Annotated in this window: 12 protein-coding genes; 8 read left to right on the forward strand and 4 right to left on the reverse strand. The window is 55.6% G+C overall.

All coding sequences use genetic code 11. The annotated features are described in order from the left end of the window. Window positions 1–64: 64 nt before the first annotated feature. The 5 genes from N5923_RS01575 to N5923_RS01595 all read left to right on the forward strand — a co-directional run bounded on the left by N5923_RS01575 (window position 65) and on the right by N5923_RS01595 (window position 5,538). A complete protein-coding gene (locus tag N5923_RS01575) occupies window positions 65–1,591 on the forward strand; it encodes a xylose ABC transporter ATP-binding protein (RefSeq protein WP_267141719.1) in 1,527 nt (508 codons plus the stop codon). Continuing rightward, window positions 1,584–2,768: a xylose ABC transporter permease XylH gene (gene xylH / locus N5923_RS01580; RefSeq protein ID WP_267141720.1), complete on the forward strand. Its 1,185-nt coding sequence runs from the start codon at window positions 1,584–1,586 to the stop codon at window positions 2,766–2,768. Before N5923_RS01575 ends, xylH begins: the two co-directional genes overlap by 8 nt. Before the next feature lie 97 nt (window positions 2,769–2,865). Continuing rightward, window positions 2,866–4,044 carry a D-xylose utilization transcriptional activator XylR gene (xylR, locus tag N5923_RS01585; RefSeq protein ID WP_267141721.1) on the forward strand — a complete coding sequence of 393 codons (1,179 nt, stop codon included), beginning with the start codon at window positions 2,866–2,868 and terminating at the stop codon, window positions 4,042–4,044. A gap of 37 nt (window positions 4,045–4,081) precedes the next feature. Further along, a complete protein-coding gene (gene ampH / locus N5923_RS01590; RefSeq protein ID WP_407704361.1) occupies window positions 4,082–5,299 on the forward strand; it encodes a D-alanyl-D-alanine-carboxypeptidase/endopeptidase AmpH in 1,218 nt (405 codons plus the stop codon). Between the two features lie 20 nt (window positions 5,300–5,319). Continuing rightward, on the forward strand, window positions 5,320–5,538 hold the full coding sequence (locus N5923_RS01595) for a DUF7661 family protein (RefSeq protein WP_267141722.1): 219 nt from the start codon (window positions 5,320–5,322) through the stop codon (window positions 5,536–5,538). Window position 5,539: 1 nt separating this feature from the next. Here the strand turns inward: N5923_RS01595 and dnaC are convergent, their stop codons facing one another. The 4 genes from dnaC to N5923_RS01615 all read right to left on the reverse strand — a co-directional run bounded on the left by dnaC (window position 5,540) and on the right by N5923_RS01615 (window position 9,716). After that, the gene (gene dnaC / locus N5923_RS01600) at window positions 5,540–6,280 is read right to left on the reverse strand and encodes a DNA replication protein DnaC (protein ID WP_267141723.1); all 741 of its coding nucleotides are present in this window, start codon (window positions 6,278–6,280) and stop codon (window positions 5,540–5,542) included. 2 nt (window positions 6,281–6,282) lie between these two features. Continuing rightward, window positions 6,283–6,828, reverse strand: a complete 546-nt coding sequence (dnaT, locus tag N5923_RS01605) for a primosomal protein DnaT (protein WP_267141724.1) — start codon at window positions 6,826–6,828, stop codon at window positions 6,283–6,285. A gap of 133 nt (window positions 6,829–6,961) precedes the next feature. Continuing rightward, entirely contained in the window at window positions 6,962–7,609 is a 648-nt protein-coding gene (locus N5923_RS01610; protein ID WP_267141725.1) for a hypothetical protein, read from the reverse strand. Between the two features lie 115 nt (window positions 7,610–7,724). After that, window positions 7,725–9,716, reverse strand: a complete 1,992-nt coding sequence (locus N5923_RS01615) for an autotransporter outer membrane beta-barrel domain-containing protein (protein WP_267141726.1) — start codon at window positions 9,714–9,716, stop codon at window positions 7,725–7,727. A gap of 157 nt (window positions 9,717–9,873) precedes the next feature. Between N5923_RS01615 and N5923_RS01620 the strand changes: the two genes are divergently transcribed. From N5923_RS01620 to N5923_RS01630, 3 genes are all read left to right on the forward strand, one after another. Then, the gene (locus N5923_RS01620) at window positions 9,874–10,437 is read left to right on the forward strand and encodes a DNA-3-methyladenine glycosylase I (RefSeq protein WP_267141786.1); all 564 of its coding nucleotides are present in this window, start codon (window positions 9,874–9,876) and stop codon (window positions 10,435–10,437) included. Window positions 10,438–10,552: 115 nt separating this feature from the next. Continuing rightward, entirely contained in the window at window positions 10,553–11,212 is a 660-nt protein-coding gene (locus N5923_RS01625; protein ID WP_267141727.1) for an OmpA family lipoprotein, read from the forward strand. 106 nt (window positions 11,213–11,318) lie between these two features. Then, a complete protein-coding gene (locus N5923_RS01630) occupies window positions 11,319–12,341 on the forward strand; it encodes a LacI family DNA-binding transcriptional regulator (protein WP_267141728.1) in 1,023 nt (340 codons plus the stop codon). The last annotated feature ends 44 nt before the right edge of the window (window positions 12,342–12,385 follow it).

Genomic DNA, 12,385 nt, shown 5'->3' on the forward strand with positions numbered 1-12,385 from the left:
TCCCCCGTAACCGCCAGCCTGAGGCTGGCGGTTCTCTTGTGCTATGCGCTCCCTGGAGGTAACAGTGACAACGCTGCTGGAAATGAAAAACATCACCAAGATGTTTGGCGCGGTCAAAGCGGTCGATGATGTCAGCCTCACTCTGCAGGCCGGTGAGGTGCTCTCATTGTGTGGCGAAAACGGCTCGGGTAAATCGACGCTGATGAAAGTGTTGTGCGGTCTTTACCCCGCAGGCGACTATCAGGGCACTATTCTGTTTGCCGGTGACGAAATTCGCGCCAGCGGTATTCGCGATACTGAGCGCAAAGGGATTGTGATTATTCATCAGGAACTGGCGCTGGTACGCCAGCTGACGGTGCTGGAAAATATCTTTCTTGGCGCCGAGCTGACACGCTTTGGTGTGGTCGATTATGAAACCATGACGCTGCGCTGTCAGCAGCTGCTGGCGCAGGTCAAACTTGATGTGTCGCCGGATGCCCGCGTTGGTGAGCTGGGCCTCGGTCAGCAGCAGTTAGTGGAGATTGCCCGCGCGCTGAATAAACAGGTTCGACTGCTGATCCTTGATGAACCCAGCGCCTCGCTTACCGAGCAGGAGACCGAGGTACTGCTGGCGATTGTGAAAAATCTGCGTGAACACGGCATCGCCTGCATCTATATCTCGCACAAACTCAACGAAGTGAAAGCCATCTCCGACACCATCAGCGTGATCCGTGACGGTAAGCATATCGGCACCCGTCCGGCCGCCGCAATAAGTGAAGATGAGATTATCACCATGATGGTCGGTCGTGAGCTGACGTCACTCTATCCCGCGGAAGCGCATCAGATCGGCAGTGAAATTTTACGCGTGGAGAATCTTACCGCCTGGCATCCGGTGAATCGCCATATCCGGCGGGTCAACGATATCAGTTTTAGCCTGCATCGCGGTGAAATTCTCGGTATTGCCGGGCTGGTCGGCGCCGGACGAACCGAAACCGTGCAGTGTCTGTTCGGCGTCTGGCCCGGCCGCTGGCAGGGAAAAATCCTGATTGATGGTCAACCGGTCATCATAAATGATTGTCAGCAGGCGCTGGCGCAGGGCATCGCGATGGTGCCGGAAGATCGCAAAAAAGATGGCATTGTGCCGGTGATGGCGGTCGGTAAAAACATCACGCTGGCGGCGCTCGACCAGTTTAGCGGCACGCTCTCCACGCTGGACGATGCACAGGAGCAGCTGGCGATTCAGCAGGCTATCAGCCGCCTGAAGGTCAAAACCTCATCGCCGGAGCTGGCGATTGGCCGCCTGAGCGGCGGTAATCAGCAAAAAGCGGTGCTGGCGAAATGTCTGCTGCTTAATCCGCGCATTCTGATCCTTGATGAGCCGACGCGTGGCATTGATATCGGCGCGAAAGTCGAAATCTATAAATTGATCAATCAGCTGGTGCAGCAGGGCATCGCCATTATCGTCATCTCTTCCGAACTACCGGAAGTGCTGGGATTAAGCGACCGCGTGCTGGTGATGCATCAGGGACAAATTAAAGCCGACTTAGTTAACCAGAACCTGACACAGGAACAGGTGATGGAAGCGGCACTTCGGAGCGAACATTATGCTTAAGACTGATTCGACTCAGCGCAGCCTGTTATCACCGGCAGCAAGCGCTTCAACCGGTAAATTCCGCCTGCTTAACTTCCAGGTGCTGGTGATGCTGGCGGCTATCCTGTTGATTATGCTGTTTTTCACCTGGATGACCGATGGCGCTTATCTGAGCGCGCGCAATATCTCTAACCTGCTGCGCCAGACGGCGATCACCGGCATTCTGGCGGTTGGCATGGTGTTTGTGATTATTTCCGCCGAGATCGATCTGTCGGTCGGTTCGATGATGGGATTACTCGGTGGCGTGGCGGCCATTTTTGACGTCTGGCTCGGCTGGCCGCTGCCGCTGACCATTGTGGTCACACTGGTGCTGGGACTGCTGCTTGGCGCGTGGAATGGCTGGTGGGTGGCCTACCGCAAAGTACCGTCGTTTATCGTCACCCTCGCCGGGATGCTGGCGTTCCGCGGCATTCTGGTCGGCATCACCAACGGCACCACGGTGGCGCCCACCACGCCGGCGATGTCGCAAATTGGTCAGAGCTATCTGCCGGACGGTATCGGCTTCGCGTTTGGCGTGTTTGGACTGATGGTGTTTATCTTCTGGCAGTGGCGCTTACGCCTGCGCCGCAAGAGCATGGGGTTGCCGCAAGGCTCCGCCGGCGGTTCGGTTACCCGCCAGTCGCTGACCGCCATTCTGGTGCTGGGCGCTATCTGGATGCTGAACGACTATCGCGGCGTACCGACGCCGGTGCTGTTGCTGGCACTGCTGCTGCTGGCCGGGATGTTTATGGCGACGCGCACCGCCTTTGGCCGGCGGATTTACGCGATTGGCGGCAATCTCGACGCCGCGCGCCTGTCAGGGATTAATGTGGCACGCAGCAAAATGGCGGTATTTGCCATTAACGGCCTGATGGTGGCGATTGCCGGTTTAATTCTTAGCTCACGTCTGGGGGCAGGATCGCCTTCCGCGGGGAATATCGCGGAACTGGATGCGATTGCCGCCTGCGTCATTGGCGGCGCCAGCCTGGCGGGTGGTATCGGCACCGTGGCAGGTGCAGTGATGGGCGCTTTTATTATGGCTTCGCTGGATAACGGTATGAGCATGATGGATGTGCCGACTTTCTGGCAGTACATCGTGAAAGGAGCGATCCTGCTGCTGGCGGTATGGATGGACTCAGCCACCAAACGCCGCATTTGATTGTCGATAGCGATCACATGGCTCACTCATTTTTTTCTGCCCGATCTCGCGGCGTGTTATTGAAATAGCATGCCTGATTTCGTGGGGAGGAAGCGCCATGACCGACAAACGTTTTCGCATCACCCTGTTGTTTAATGCCAATAAAGTCTATGACCGCCAGGTGGTTGAAGGTGTGGGGGAATATTTACAGGCGTCGCAGACTGACTGGGATATTTTTATTGAAGAGGACTTCCGCTGCCGTATTGAAAATATTCGTGAATGGCTCGGCGACGGCGTGATTGCCGACTATGACGACCAGCAGATCGAAACCCTGTTGCAACCGGTCAATGTGCCGATTGTCGGCGTCGGCGGTTCTTACCATCATCCGCAGGACTATCCGCCGGTCCACTATATCGCCACCGACAATGCTGCGCTGGTGGAGAGCGCATTTTTACATCTGAAAGAGAAAGGGGTGCACCGCTTCGCCTTTTACGGCTTACCGCTGTCGAGCGGCAAACGCTGGGCGCAGGAGCGGGAATATGCCTTTCGCCAGCTGGTAGCGCAGGAGCGCTATCAGGGTGTGGTTTATCAGGGCATGGAGACCGCGCCGGAAAACTGGCAGCATGCGCAGAACCGTCTGGCGGACTGGGTACAAACCCTGCCACCGCAAACCGGTATTATCGCCGTCACCGATGCACGCGCACGCCATCTGCTACAGGTGTGTGAACATCTGAAAATTCCGGTGCCGGAGAAGCTGTGTGTTATCGGTATCGATAATGAAGAGCTGACACGCTATCTGTCACGGGTAGCACTCTCTTCGGTGGCGCAAGGCTCCAGACAGATGGGTTATCAGGCGGCGAAGCTGCTGCATCGCCTGCTCGATAAACAGGTATTGCCGCTGCAGCGGATTCTGGTGCCGCCGGTAAAAGTGATTGAGCGCCGTTCCACTGACTACCGTTCGCTGCATGACCCGGCGGTAATCCAGGCGATGCACTATATCCGCTTTAATGCCTGTAAAGGCATCAAGGTCGAGCAGGTGCTGGATGCGGTCGGTATGTCGCGATCCAATCTGGAAAAACGCTTTAAAGATGAGACCGGGGAAACCATTCACGCGCTGATTCACAGTGAAAAGCTGGAGAAGGCACGCACCCTGTTAATCTCCTCGTCGATGTCGATCAATGAAATTTCGCAGATGTGCGGCTATCCGTCGCTTCAGTATTTCTATTCGGTGTTTAAAAAGAGTTATGCCAGCACCCCAGGCGAGTATCGTGAGCGTTTTAGCGAGGTCACGCTGTAGCGGCGCGGGCTGATAAAAAATCACCGTTTTCTACGATATGATTAGTGCCAGTGATAACAGAAATGACTACTATGCTGAATATTCCCTGTTAACCCATCTGGATAATCTGCCGTTGAAATCACCACTCTCTTTTTTGCTGGCGCTAATGGTTATCGCACTACCGCTGCGCAGTATGGCAAACGATTCGCCCGATCCGTTGCTGGCATCGCAAATCGTTGATCGTTATGCAGAACATATATTTTATGGCACCGCTGCCACCGGTATGGCGATGGTCGCCATTGACGGCAATCAGCGCGTGTTCACCAGCTTTGGCGACACCCGCCCTGGCAATAATGTGCGACCACAAAAAGATTCGCTGATCCGCATTGCTTCGCTAAGTAAGCTGCTGACCAGTGAAGTGATGGTAAAACTGGCTGAGGAAGGGCGTCTGCGTCTTGACGATCCGTTGAGCAAATACGCGCCACCCGGCAGCCGGGTGCCCGCCTGGAGCGGTCAGCCAATTACGTTAATCAACCTGGCGACCCATACCAGCGGCCTGCCGCGCGAACAGCCAGGCGGCAAAGCGCAACGCCCGGTCTTTATCTGGCCAACCCGTGACCAGCGCTGGAACTGGCTGCAAACCGCTCAGCTGACGACGCCGCCAGGCGCCCGCGCCTCGTACTCAAACCTCGCCTATGATCTGCTGGGCGATGCACTGGCGCGCGCCGCAGGCACCCCCTATCCGACGCTACTGAACAATAAAATCACCCGCCCGCTGGGGATGAAAGACACCACCTTTACCCCGTCGCCGGAACAGTGCGCGCGCCTGATGGTGCCGGAGAAAGGCGCCAGCCCGTGCAACAATACGCTGGCCGCCATCGGCAGCGGCGGCATCTACTCCACACCGGACGATATTGGCCGCTGGATGCAGCAGTTCCTCGATTCCGATGTGCATCACCGCAGCCCACAGGCCGACCGCTTACAAACATTGATCTATCGTCGCAGTCAGCTCACCAAAGTGGAGGGTATGGATGTGCCGGGCAAAGCCGATGCACTGGGAATGGGTTGGGTGTATATGGAGCCGAAAAACGGACTGCCGGGCATTATTCAAAAAACTGGCGGCGGCGGCGGTTTTATCACCTATATGGCGATGGTACCGCAACATAACGTTGGCGTATTTGTGGTGGTTACCCGTTCGCCGTTAAGCCGTTTTACCCCGATGAGTGATGCAGTAAATAATTTGCTGGCGGAACTGGTGCGTAATACGGCGGGTTAAACGAGGTGGGGGGATTGCATATGATGATTTATCATGTCTTTGGACGCTATATCGGCGTTAAGCCAACCCCATCAGGCTGGCAGCTGTTTCGCGTGGATATGACTGAAAGAAAATTTTCGCGGATTTATGACGTCATTATCCCCGATGAGATTAGCGAAGCAGAGATCCCGCTGTGGCTCGGTGATATTTTTCATGAAGCCGCCAGCGAGAAGTATCCGGATGTTAAACGGGTGGAGTAGGTTAATACTCTTCCCCGGTCACACGGCTGCGATAGCTGTCCCAGGTAAAACGTACCCACAGGCTTTTACCAAGACGCATACGATCCATCACGCGTTCGCCAAGCAGGTTGTTCATCCCGGCAATATCGAGATTCGACAGCATGCCGGTCGGACGTTTTGATGAGGAGCGGCGGTCAACAATCTGATTGATAATCACCTTCTCGTAGCGCGATTCGGTCTGCATACCGATCTCATCAATCACCAGCAGATCGACGGTACTCAGCTCATGGATCAGGCTCTCTTCGGTCACGCCGTTGCCACCGCTGAATGTGCCTTTCATATTGGACATCAGATCGGCAACCGTCACCACCAGCACGCTTTTACCACGCAGAATCAGAAAGTTACCAATCGCTGCCGCCAGATGGTTTTTGCCGGTGCCAGGCTTGCCGGAAAAGACAAAGCTGGCGATGCTGCCGTCAAACTCTTCCGCATACTGCCGCGCACGATCCAGCGCCAGCTGCTGCCCTTCACTCTCAACACGGTAGTTATCAAATGAGCAGTTGATATGCAGTTCACGGATGCCGGAGCGTCCAAGAATACGCTGCATTTTCATCGCTCGATTTTCACGGGCAATATCCTGCGAGCGGATGCGCCCCTGTTCCTGATTCCAGGCAAACAGCTCGGCGCTGTCCTTAAACTTGGGCTTAATATGCGCAGGTACTAAGCGCTGGATTCGTTTAAACAAGTCGGCACTGTTTTTCATCGCTAACCTCGAAAGCCATCAGGAATGGATTGGTCAGGTTCAGGAAGATGGTTAAGATCCCGTTTCTGCTGGCCGCCACTGGCGGCGCGACTTAACTGGATGCTGCGCGCCAGCTTTTGCTGCCACTGCACATGGTGGAACATGCGCCCTTCCGCCTGCCAGTAGCTGACAAACGAGGCCAGTTCGGCTGGCGTCACCGCTGAGCTTAATGCCACTCCCCAGACTGCCGCCAGACGAACAAAATCAGCATCCGGCTGCCAGCCCTGATAGAGCGCGAATTTACCGCCAGGCACCGGGATAGCCTCAGGATGGGCCAGATCGTCATCAAACAGGCTCTCCTCAAGCGCCACATCGGAACGCGCCTGAGAAGAGGCAGCTTCAATCGCCAGCAGCTGAGCCAGTCGATCCGGCGTCACCGCATACATCACCGGCGCGTTGTTATCGAACACGGCCACCGCGCCCTGCTCAGCAGAAGCCAGCGCAGCAAGCGGATGTTGGCGAAAGGCATCGAGGCCAATGATCGTTGAGGTTAAGATTTTGACAGACATGGCTCAGTCTCTGGTTGAGGTTAATTCTCAGCAACGGGAGGGGAGAAAGCTCTCCACCCCCATCTGATTCTAACAATTTTAGAGAGAGAGATCGCATAAATCAGCCGCTGAAGGGCGTAATGGCGACAATAAATCAGTTTTGCTGCTGCAACTCAAATTGTGGCTTTTTTTCCGGCACCGTTTTCATTGCCCATAAATAGCGTACGCTGGCAAACAGGCAGAAACTGTAGCCGAGCAGTTCGCTGCCCTCTTCCGCCATATTTTTCACCGTGCGGTGATAACCATCAAGCATCAGATGCTGCCATAACGCCTCGACGCCAAACAGGCGCGAAAACACCAGAATCGTCAACAGACCGGCGGCCATCATATTCCATGCCGGATGCTGCAAAAGATGCACCAGTCCGCGCAGGCATTTTTGCAGATGCAACAGCGCGTGAGTCAGACAAATCGCCGTCACTGCCAGCGCAAACCATACCCAGGCACCGTGGCGAATCTCATCAAACAGGAAATCCATCTCACGGATCAACATACAGGTAAAAAACCCACCGATCAGCTGCAGGCTGGAACGATATTCAGCATGGCGCGCGGCGGCAATAAAAAATGACGAGGCGATTATCGCCAGAATCAGCTCCTGGGCGCCTTCAGTAAAAGACGTCTCATGCAGGGCATTATTCATCCAGTTTACATCGATATACACCAGCCCCATCATCAGGGACAGAAAAACGGCACAGGCCACAAAAGCCAAAAGTTTATTGCGAAGGACTACAAGCTCGGACTGCATAAAATTTCCATAATAATGATTAGCCCGAGAATTATATTTATCCGTGACATTTTAACTTCGCTTTTGATGCCATAATCCTTAGCGAAGCGGCATGGCGCCTGACGTTAAGCCAAATTCAGAAGCGGGCGCTGACGCCAAGGTTATACATAAATTGTTCGCCAGAACTGAGACCATCGGTCTGTGAAACCGAGGCAAAGGCCGCCAGGTTTTCCCCCAGAGGCATATGGGCGCCGACCCTGACATCCACCCAGTTGCTGTCCTGCTCCGCGCTGTCACGCGTAAAAGAGGTTTGCGTCGATTTCAGCCCGCCGCCGGCGCGCCAGACATCATCACCGAACTGGTGGTTATAACTCACTTCCGCCCAGGGATTCACCCAGCCAAGCTGCGAGTCGAGACGCCAGCCTACCGCGCCAGTCTGCGAATGATATGTCTGATCGTTGAAACGCATTGAAGTACTGAGGTTGTCCTGTTCGCTATAACCCGCCACTCTGCTGTAATCGACGGCGTACTGCAGCGTCGGGCCGGTGGTCAGCCAGCTGGCAACCGGGAAATCCCAGCCGCCGGAGACGCGCGCCCCCAGCTGTTTGCCATCGGTTGCGCCCTGCTCACGGCGCGTCGCCGGGCCTAAGGTGATGCGCCGTTCAATATCATCGTAATCTGCGGTGGCAAAGTGCAGATCGGCGTTCACCCAGCCGCCCTCGAACAATGACAGTTCACTGTAAGCCGACACCAGCCAGCCGCGCATTTTGTAGTCGTAATCAGGCGTCGGGCGCTGCTTATCGTCAGAAGCGGACACCAGCGCCCCCACCAGCCAGCGATCGGTCAGTTTATAATCGACACCCAGAGTCAGATTATGGGTGGTGGCATTGCCATCCCCCAGTTCACGATTAACATCATTATGCTGACCGGCATAACCGCCATACACACTCAGCGAGCCCTGTGGATTATTGCTATGGCGCTGCTGTTGCAGGCGGCTGTCGAGGGTATTGCGCATATCACGCGCCATTGCCTGGGTCGCCTGATTGAGCGCCATCACCTGCACCGGCGCATCCAGCACCGACTGCATATAGTCGCCGATTAACAGATGGACATTCGGGCTGGGATGCAGCGGATCGGCAAACAGATACGCCTGCTCACGGGCGAAACCGGGCGTCGAGACGCTGCACACTGCCGCAGAAACGCCAGGCGGACAAGCCATTCCGGCAGTATTACTTAGCCCGTAACGCGCCGGATCTGCCAGCACCTCATTAAACAGGCCATTGACGTCAACGCGCACGATATTGCCGTTAAATGAGGCTAAATAGCGATCTTCCTGCTGATTGTAGCTATCGGTCAGCGCCGCCAGCTGACTGCTAAGCTGCTGCCAGCTGGCATAGAGCTGATCGGCAATTGCCTGTTGCAGTGCTGGCACCGTAGTGAGCGCACCCGCTGCGGCAACCATCGCATCCTGAATCGCCTGCTGCCGTGCCGCGCTGTTTAAGGTGCTCTGGCTGTTTAGCGACTGAAAAGCCAGCGCCAGCGCGGTATCCGCCACCGGCAATAAACCCACGCTGATAACCTGTTGCAGTAAGGCTGGCGTGGCGCCAACATTCGGCACTGTCGGCACAATCACCGTACTGGCGCCGGCAGCCACCAGCGTCTGCACCTGGCTGGCGGCGGCAAATGCACTGTTGTTGACGATTTCCGTTGCCGACCCCGGATTCAGCGCTGCAGCGGCAAGGTCATTACCGCCAACCCAGTGAATATAGAGGCCATTGCCATCAGCACGCCCTCCGGTGGCGTTCAGATAATTATCAACCTGCTGCTGAGTATTATCGGCCGGGTTAAGCGCCGCCACCGCCACCGCATTGCCGGCGGCATAGTTGGTGCCGCCATCATCCGAAGGACGCAGCGTCTGATTAATTTTTTCCGCCAGAATATCGTCATACAGCGGATGCGTGGCGCCATCCCAGGTGTAGCGGCCGTTATTGCCGCTATCGCTCAGGCTGTCGCCAAACACATACAGCTGATCCCAGGCATGCGCCTGAAGGGTAAGGGTTAAAAGCCAGGCCGTTAACAGCCCCCCAAAGGCTAAACGGCGACCACTCCACTCTCTTTTCTGCAGCATCGTCCGACTCCAAAAAAAGAGCCAAATTGGCGAGTTGTTAGTATTATTTATCAGTCATAGTGTCACTTTATCCTACTGGTTAACTATTGACCGATCAAATGCCACGTCAAGGATAAAACCAACAAATTTTGCGCCTTTAGCAGGAAGGGATTTGAAAATGCAACGATGCGGCTGGGTAACACAAGATCCTCTCTACCTGACTTATCACGACAGCGAGTGGGGCATTCCGCAAACGAAGGGCAAAGCGCTGTATGAAATGATCTGCCTTGAAGGCCAGCAGGCAGGGCTGTCGTGGATTACCGTATTAAAGAAACGCGAAAACTATCGCCGCGCCTTTAAAGGTTTTGATCCCAGTGCAGTGGCGCTGATGGGGGAAGAGGAACTTGATGTGTTAATGCAGGACAGCGGACTGATTCGCCATCGCGGCAAGCTGACAGCAATTATGGTTAATGCCCGCGCATATCTGGCGATGGAAGCCAGTGGCGAGGATTTCGCCGATTTTATCTGGAGTTTTGTCGACCACCGGCCGCAGATCAATCATCTGACCAGCCTCGCCGGGGCGCCGGCTAAAACCGCGGCTTCCGATGCGCTATCAAAAGCGTTAAAAAAACGCGGCTTTAAATTTGTCGGCTCAACCACCTGTTACGCATTTATGCAGGCCTGCGGGCTGGTTAACGATCATGTGACCGACTGCTTTTGCCATCCAGATAACCTTTCGTAGCGCAGATTTACACTTTAAGACCTAATCTTAGAGTTTTCCCTCACATTTAAGCGGCATAATTGTGCCGCTTATAGATGTAATTACATCTTCCAGAAAGACGTTTGAGGGAACACCCATGAAAAAAAGCATTATCACCATCGCCTTGTTACTGAGCGGCACTATTGCCCTTTCCGGCTGTACCACTAACCCTTATACCGGCGAATCCCAGGCGGGCAAAGCCGGTATCGGCGCCGGACTGGGCGCGGCCTTAGGCGCAGGTGTCGGCGTACTCTCATCTTCGAAGAAAGACCGCGGTAAAGGCGCGCTGATTGGCGCCGCCGCAGGTGCGGCACTCGGCGGCGGTGCAGGTTATTATATGGATGTGCAGGAAGCTAAACTGCGTGAGAAGATGAAAGGCACCGGCGTCAGCGTGACGCGAAACGGTGACAATATCATTCTCAATATGCCAAATAACGTCACTTTCGATTCCAGCAGCAGCACGCTGAAACCGGCGGGCGCCAACACCCTGACCGGCGTGGCGATGGTGCTGAAAGAGTATCCAAAAACCGCAGTGACGATTATCGGCCATACCGACAGCACCGGCACCCGGGCGCTGAATATGACGCTGTCACAGCAGCGCGCTGACAGTGTCGGCAGTTCACTGATTACCCAGGGCGTGGCGGCAAACCGCATCCGCACCCAGGGACTGGGACCGGATCATCCGATTGCCAGTAACAGTACCGCAGATGGCAAAGCGCAAAACCGCCGTGTAGAAATTACCCTGAGCCCGCTGTAATTCCCTCAGGCCGACAGGGGCGACACACTGCCCCTGTTATCTCCGCTATTAACGTCGGCTAAAAAGCTGTGCTAGTCTCTGGCCCAATCGAATGCAGAGGATAGCCATGAAGCGCAAGGCCGCACGAGCCACCATCAGCGATGTCGCAAAAGCGGCAAGTACCGGCAAAACCAGTGTTTCGCGTTATCTTAACGGCGAACATCATGCGCTTTCCGCCGCACTCAAACAGCGAATTGAAGAGGCGATTGCCGCCCTTGATTATCGTCCCAGCCAGATGGCGCGCGGGCTGAAGCGTGGCCGTACCCGTCTGATCGGCCTGATTATCGCCGATATCACCAATCCCTATTCTGTTGATGTGCTGTCCGGCATTGAAGCCGCCTGCCGCGCGCAGGGTTTTACCCTGCTGGTGTGTAACACCAATAACGAAGTGGATCAGGAGCGCCACTATCTGCAACTGCTGAGCAGTTATCAGGTGGAAGGTATTGTGGTCAACGCCGTCGGCATGCGCGAAGAGGCGCTGAGTATGCTGCAACAGTCGCTGCTGCCGATGGTGCTGATTGACCGTAAAATCCCTGATTTCGCCTGTGATGTGGTCGGCCTGAATAACGCCGAAGCCGCCAGTGTCGCTACCGAGCATCTGCTGGCTAACGGTTATCAGGCGATTCTGTTTCTCAGCGAACCGCTGGGACTGGTTAACACCCGTCTCGAACGTTTACAGGCGTTTAAAGCCACCGCGCAACGCCATCAGCTGGCCAGCGCCGAGCAGGCTGAAGCCGCACTCAATGAAGCAGCGAAACTCGACAGCATTCTGCGCGACTTTTACCAGCGTCATCAGCAGCATAACTGCGCGGTGATGGTGGCAAACGGTTCGTTAACCCTGCAAGTGGCGCGCGCGCTACGCCGTCTTGGCCTGCGCTGGGGGCCGGACATCGGCCTGCTGGGTTTTGATGAGCTGGAGTGGGCCGAGCTGGCGGGCGTCGGCATCACCACCTTAAAACAACCGACCTGGCAGATTGGCTATGCCGCTCTGCAACAGGTGATTCGCCGGATTGACGGCGACGAACAACCGCTGGCCGAACAGATGTTTCCCGGCGAGCTGGTGATTCGCGGTTCCACCTCTCCGCAATAATTAATCCCGCGGGCGGCGAGAACGCCGCCCCTACATCCGTAATC

Source organism: Winslowiella arboricola (assembly GCF_025527015.1).
In the GTDB taxonomy this organism is placed as follows: Bacteria; Pseudomonadota; Gammaproteobacteria; order Enterobacterales; family Enterobacteriaceae; genus Erwinia; species Erwinia arboricola.

What these genes read in the sequence shown, in the direction of transcription:
- dnaC (WP_267141723.1), bottom strand. Translation starts at nt 6,280, where the DNA reads ATGAAAAACAGTGCCGACTTGTTTAAACGAATCCAGCGCTTAGTACCT.
- ampH (WP_407704361.1), top strand. Translation starts at nt 4,082, where the DNA reads ATGATTAGTGCCAGTGATAACAGAAATGACTACTATGCTGAATATTCC.
- N5923_RS01610 (WP_267141725.1), bottom strand. Translation starts at nt 7,609, where the DNA reads ATGCAGTCCGAGCTTGTAGTCCTTCGCAATAAACTTTTGGCTTTTGTG.
- N5923_RS01615 (WP_267141726.1), bottom strand. Translation starts at nt 9,716, where the DNA reads ATGCTGCAGAAAAGAGAGTGGAGTGGTCGCCGTTTAGCCTTTGGGGGG.
- xylH (WP_267141720.1), top strand. Translation starts at nt 1,584, where the DNA reads ATGCTTAAGACTGATTCGACTCAGCGCAGCCTGTTATCACCGGCAGCA.
- N5923_RS01595 (WP_267141722.1), top strand. Translation starts at nt 5,320, where the DNA reads ATGATGATTTATCATGTCTTTGGACGCTATATCGGCGTTAAGCCAACC.
- dnaT (WP_267141724.1), bottom strand. Translation starts at nt 6,828, where the DNA reads ATGTCTGTCAAAATCTTAACCTCAACGATCATTGGCCTCGATGCCTTT.
- N5923_RS01620 (WP_267141786.1), top strand. Translation starts at nt 9,874, where the DNA reads ATGCAACGATGCGGCTGGGTAACACAAGATCCTCTCTACCTGACTTAT.
- N5923_RS01625 (WP_267141727.1), top strand. Translation starts at nt 10,553, where the DNA reads ATGAAAAAAAGCATTATCACCATCGCCTTGTTACTGAGCGGCACTATT.
- xylR (WP_267141721.1), top strand. Translation starts at nt 2,866, where the DNA reads ATGACCGACAAACGTTTTCGCATCACCCTGTTGTTTAATGCCAATAAA.
- N5923_RS01630 (WP_267141728.1), top strand. Translation starts at nt 11,319, where the DNA reads ATGAAGCGCAAGGCCGCACGAGCCACCATCAGCGATGTCGCAAAAGCG.